The sequence below is a fragment of the Rhodococcus sp. CX genome (assembly GCF_015865005.1).
Classification (GTDB): Bacteria; Actinomycetota; Actinomycetes; order Mycobacteriales; family Mycobacteriaceae; genus Rhodococcus.
Map to the genome: position 1 here is coordinate 5,383 of NZ_JADZGH010000271.1, position 5,479 is coordinate 10,861.

The window sequence follows — 5,479 nt, forward strand, 5'->3', positions numbered from 1 at the left end:
TGCCGCCCGCGATCTGGCTGACCCGCAAGGTAGCGCTCATGCGCCGCGAGGTCACCGCGCGTCAGCAGCGCCGCCTCGCCGACATGCAGACCCAGATCGAGGAGGGCCTGTCCATCAGCGGTGTGCTCCTGTCCAAGACGCTCGGCACCGGACCGTCCATGTCCCGCCGCTTCGCGGACACCTCCGCCGAACTCGCGGATCTCGAGGTGCACGCGCAGCTGTCGGGCCGGTGGCGCATGGCCACCATGAACATCGTGTTCGCGGCGATCCCCGCGGTGTTGTACCTCGTGGCCGGCCTGCCCGCGACATCCGGCGGCATGACCATCGGCACCCTGGTCGCCTTCACCGGCCTGCAGGCCGCGCTCTTCCGCCCCCTCATGAGCCTGCTCGACGTGGGCGTGTCCGTCACCGCGTCGCTGGCCCTGTTCAGCCGGATCTTCGAATACCTGGACCTGATCGTGGAGATCGACGAACCCACCGATCCGGTCCGGCTCGACCTCGACCGGGTCGCCGGAGCGGTGCGCTTCGAGGACGTGAGCCTGTACTACCCGGGTGCCGACCGTCCCGCGCTCGACCACATCGATCTCGACGTGCCGGCCGGCGCGCAGATCGCCCTCGTCGGTGAGACCGGTTCCGGCAAGACCACACTCGGCTCGCTCGTCGCTCGCCTCCACGACCCGACGACCGGACGCGTCACGATCGACGGTGTCGATCTGCGCGACCTTCCGCTCTCCGACGTCGCCGCACTCGTCGGCGTCGTCTCGCAGGAGACCTACCTGCTGCACGCGACCGTGCGCGAGAACCTGCGCTACGCCAAGCCCGACGCCACCGACGCGGAGATCGAGGACGCCGCGCGCGCCGCGCAGATCCACGATCTGATCGGGTCGCTGCCCGACGGATACGACACGCTCGTCGGCGCCCGCGGGCACCGCTTCTCCGGTGGTGAGAAGCAGCGCCTCGCGATCGCCCGGACGCTGTTGCGGGACCCGCGCATCCTGGTGCTCGACGAGGCGACCAGCGCGCTCGACAACGAAACCGAACGGGCCGTGCAGCAGGCACTCGACGCCGCGCGCCGCGGCCGCACCACCATCACCATCGCCCACCGGCTCTCGACGGTGCGGGCGGCCGACGCGATCGCGGTGCTCGACCGCGGCCGGATCGTCGAATTGGGCAGCCACGACGAACTTCTCGCCCGCGACGGCCGCTACGCCGAACTCGCGATGCGGCGCGACGAACGCGTCACCGCAGTCGCGTAGGTCAGGCCCGCGAAGCGGCCAGGTCCCCGGCGACGTTCGCCGACGCCAGCGCGTCGACGACGTCGGCGGTGGGCAGCACGACCGCGCAGCGCGAGGCCACGTAGTTCAGCGCATCGGTGTGCTCGCGCCGCGAGAAATCGGCGGTGCCGTCGGAGACGAAGAAGACCTGGATGTCGTTCATGAATCCGTCGAGCGCGGTGGTCAGGCAGCCGATGTGCGCGTAGACCCCGGTGATGATCAGCTGGTCGCGGCCCCACGCGCGCATCCGCTCGAGCAGGTCGGTGCGGATGAACGCGCTGTAGCGCCACTTGGTGAGCAGGACGTCGTCCTCGTGCGGAGCCAGGTCGTCGATGATCGCGGTCTCGGCCGGATCGGCCGTCAGACCCGGACCCCAGAAGTCGAGCAGCAGAGCGCGATCGGCGGGATCCTGGTTGCCGGGCTGTGCGGTGTAGACGACCGGAACGCCCGCCGCGTGCGCGGAGTCGCGGATCCCGTCGATGTTCGGTACCACCGTCGCGAGGGGGTCGGCGGAGCGGTCGAACGAGCGCACGAAGTACTCCTGCATGTCGTGCACGAGCAGCACCGCACGCTCGGGGTCGATCGTCCAGGCCACCCTGTTCGCCGGCTGTTCTTCGGGCAGCGGATAGGACACGGACTCGGGAAGGGCCATGAGCGTCGCTTTCTCGGGTTGGGCGTTCAGTTCTCGAAGGTCGCGGCCAGTGCGCGCCGCAGTTCGTTCCGGCTGATCTTGCCGACGCCGGTCACGGGGAAGGCGTCGACGAAACGCACCTTGTCCGGGATCTTGTATCCGGCCAGGCCGCGTTCACGCAGGAAAGCCTTGAGCTCGAGTGCTTTCGGAGCTTCCCCTTCGGTCACGACGAATGCGCACGTGCGTTCGCCGAGGTACCGGTCGGGCATCGCCACGACGGCGGCGTCGAGCACCGCGGGATGGGCGATCAGATGGTTCTCGACCTCCTCGGCGGCGATCTTCTCGCCACCGCGGTTGATCTGGTCCTTGGCACGGCCTTCGACGACGATGTAGCCGCGTTCGGTGAGACGGACGATGTCGCCGGTGCGGTAGAAGCCGTCCGGGGTGAACGCCGTCGAATTATGTTCGGGGGCATTGTAATAGCCGCGGATGGTGTACGGGCCGCGGGTGAGCAGGTGCCCGGTGGCGCCGACGGGAACGGGAACGTCGTCGTCGTCGAGGATGCGGATCTCGTCATGCACGCTGATCGGCCGCCCCTGCGTGGTGACGATCGTGTCCTCGTCGTCGTCGAGACGCGTGTAGTTCACCAGTCCCTCCGCCATTCCGAACACCTGCTGGAGCGTGCAGCCGAGTTCGGGCCGCACTCGTTTGGCGGCTTCGGTGGGGAACTTCGCGCCGCCGACCTGCAGAACCTGCAGGGACGACAGGTCGCGCTCGCTACGGGCCCGCGCCGACAGCCACGCCATGGCGAGAGGCGGCACCAACGAGGCCATCGTGATCGCCTCGCGTTCGATCAGCGCGAACGCGGTGTCGGGGCTGGGATCCGGGGCCAGCACCACCGTGCCGCCGGTGTGCAGCACGCCGAGGATGCCGGGGGAGCTCATCGGGAAGTTGTGGGCGGCAGGCAGTGCCACGAGCATGCGCGTGTCGGCGTCGACCCCGCAGATGCGGGCCGATTCGCGCACCGAGTACAGGTAGTCGGAATGGGTCCGCGGAATCAGCTTCGGAGTTCCGGTCGTGCCACCGGAGAGCTGAAGGAAGGCAACCGATTCGGGGTCGAGTTCCGCCGCCGGGGCCGGCTCGTGCGCGCGCAGCGCGTCGAGTGCGGCGAACTCCGCGGCGTCACCGGCGACCACGACCGCCGGGGGATTGTCCAGGCTCGCGCACACCTCGCGGGCGAGGTTCCGGTAGTCGAATCCGCCGTTCTCCGCCGCCACGACGTACGCGGCGGCGTCGGCGAACCGGCAGAAGTAGCCGATCTCGGCGGCGCGGTGCGCGGGCAGCGCGAACACCGGCAGCGCACCCCGACGGAAGACCGCGAACAGCACCTCGGTGTACTCGACGATGTTCGGCAGTTGCACGACCACGCGGTCCCCCGCGTGCACGCCGAGTTCCGCGAGCCCCGACGCGATCCGGGCCGCGGACTCGTCCAGTTCACGGTAGGTCAGGCGTCGCTGTTCGCCGCGCGCATCGAGTCCGGTGACGGCGACCCGGTCGCCGAACTCGGCGGCACGCGCCGGCAGGAACTGCGCGAACGTCTCGGGGGTCCAGTACCCCGCTCCTCGATACAGCTCCGCGAATTCTTCGGGGTAGCGGGCGGTTTCGGCGAGCGCGGTGCGCCGCAGACCGGATGTCACGAAACGATCCTTTCGGGGATGCTCAGGCGCGCAGGGTCGCGCCACCGTCGACGTACAGGGCTTGCATGGTGATGTGCCGGGCGCGGTCGGAGAGCAGGAACTCGATCGCGTCGGCGATGTCGCCGGGTTCGGCGATCCGGCCGAGCGGGATACCGACCTTGAACTGGGCGGGGTCACCGGCGATCGCGCCGAGCGCGCCCGCGTCGTCGTCCGGGTCGGCCCACAGCGACCGCTGCATCGCGGTGTCGGTGGATCCGGGCGCGACGATGTTGGCGCGGATTCCGAATTCGGCGAGTTCGAGTCCGAGGACCCGCGCGATCATCGACACCGCGGCCTTCGACGATCCATAGGCCCCCATGCCGATTCGGGGCACACCCGCCGAGTTCGAGCCGACCACGACGATCGACCCACCTCGGCGGTCGCGCATCCGCCGGCCGACGGCGCGCAGCACCGACACCAGGCCGGTGACGTTGACGTCGTAGATGCGCTGCCATTCGTCCGGGTCGCCGTCGAGGATCGAGGCGGTGGAGAACACACCGGCGACGTGTGCGAGTTTCGTGATGGGGCCGTGCTCGGATTCGACGGTGTCGATCGCGAAGTCGACGGCGTCGGCGTCGCGGATGTCGACGGGGAAGGTGGGGGCGGGTTCGTCGAGCATCGCCGCGGTCTTGCGCAGACCTTCGGGGTCGCGGTCGGCGAGCACGACGCGATGCCCCGCCCCGGCGAGCGTGAGGGCGGTCGCGCGGCCTATGCCCTGCGCGGCGCCGACGACGAGACTGACGGGTGTGCTCACCGGTGTACCCCCAATGCATCGAGAACGGTTCCGAATTTGGTTGTGGTTTCGTCGAGTTCGTCCTGAGGATCGGACGCGGCGACGATGCCGCCACCGGCGTGCGCGGTGATCGTGCGGCCGTCGGCGTCCAGCACGGCGCACCGGATCGCGACCATCCATTCGCCGTCGCCGTCGGCGTCGCACCAGCCGATCGCGCCGGCGTAGAAGCCGCGGTCACCCTCGAGTTCGCGGATCACCTCGCGCGCGGCGACCGTGGGGGTGCCGCAGATCGCGGGGGTCGGGTGCACTGCGACGGCCAGGTCGAGGGCCGTGACGGACGAGTCGCGCAGGCGCCCGGACACCGGGGTGCCGAGGTGCCACAGCTGCCGGGTGCTGGTCAGCTGCGGCCGTTCCGGGATGTCGAGGTCGATGCACAGGGGTTCGAGGCTCGCGCGCAGGTCCGCGACGACGTGTGCGTGCTCGGCGAGGTTCTTGGCGGAGGCGGCGAGTGCCTCGCCTGTTCTGCGGTCGATCTCGGGATCGGAGTGGCGCGGCGCGGACCCGGCGAGGGGGTGCGCGGTGACGCGGTCGCCGCGGCGGCGGATGAGGACCTCGGGGCTGGCACCGACCAGGTACCGTCCGCGCCGGCTTCCGCCCGCCGGGCTCAGGTCGACGGCGAAACCGTTGCCGTTCGGGTCGTTTGCGGCCAGCCGGTGCAGCAGTTGCCCGGCGGTGACCGGACGTTCGGCACGCAGGACGAGGGCGCGGGCGAGAACGACCTTGGCGAGCTCGTCGTCCGACCGCAGCCGTGTCAGGGCGGTCGCGACCCGGTCGAGGTGTTCGCGTTCGGACGGCAGTGCCGCGTCGACGACGATGGCGGGGAGTGCCTCGGCAGGGCTGGAGATCGGTGCGGGCGTGTGCGTCAGGGTGTGCGGGGCGGTCAGGGCTGCCGGGTGGTCCGGGTCGAACGGCAGTGCGCCGACGACGGCGCGGACCGTTCCCGCGCGCAGGGCCGCGGCGGCATCGTCGACGCGGGACCAGGATTCGGCGACGCCGTCGGCGACGACCGTGCCGTGGGGGCGGGACAGGGCGAAGGGGGCCGTGC

The 5,479-nt window shown here is 70.5% G+C and carries 5 protein-coding genes; 1 reads left to right on the plus strand and 4 read right to left on the minus strand.

The genetic code is table 11. The annotated features are described in order from the left end of the window. On the plus strand, window positions 1–1,256 hold a 1,256-nt coding region (locus I0Q12_RS30680), incomplete at its 5' end, for an ABC transporter ATP-binding protein (RefSeq protein WP_231611765.1). 1 nt (window position 1,257) lies between these two features. Here the strand turns inward: I0Q12_RS30680 and I0Q12_RS30685 are convergent. The 4 genes from I0Q12_RS30685 to I0Q12_RS30700 all read right to left on the minus strand — a co-directional run. After that, entirely contained in the window at window positions 1,258–1,926 is a 669-nt protein-coding gene (locus I0Q12_RS30685; protein ID WP_197257717.1) for an isochorismatase family protein, read from the minus strand. Window positions 1,927–1,952: 26 nt separating this feature from the next. Continuing rightward, window positions 1,953–3,602, minus strand: coding sequence for a (2,3-dihydroxybenzoyl)adenylate synthase (locus I0Q12_RS30690; protein WP_197257718.1), 1,650 nt, complete (start codon window positions 3,600–3,602; stop codon window positions 1,953–1,955). A gap of 22 nt (window positions 3,603–3,624) precedes the next feature. Beyond that, the gene (locus I0Q12_RS30695) at window positions 3,625–4,395 is read right to left on the minus strand and encodes an SDR family oxidoreductase (protein WP_197257719.1); all 771 of its coding nucleotides are present in this window, start codon (window positions 4,393–4,395) and stop codon (window positions 3,625–3,627) included. Beyond that, window positions 4,392–5,479: isochorismate synthase MenF (locus I0Q12_RS30700; RefSeq protein WP_197257720.1), on the minus strand; the 1,088-nt coding region annotated here is incomplete at its 5' end. The genes I0Q12_RS30695 and I0Q12_RS30700, both read right to left, overlap by 4 nt.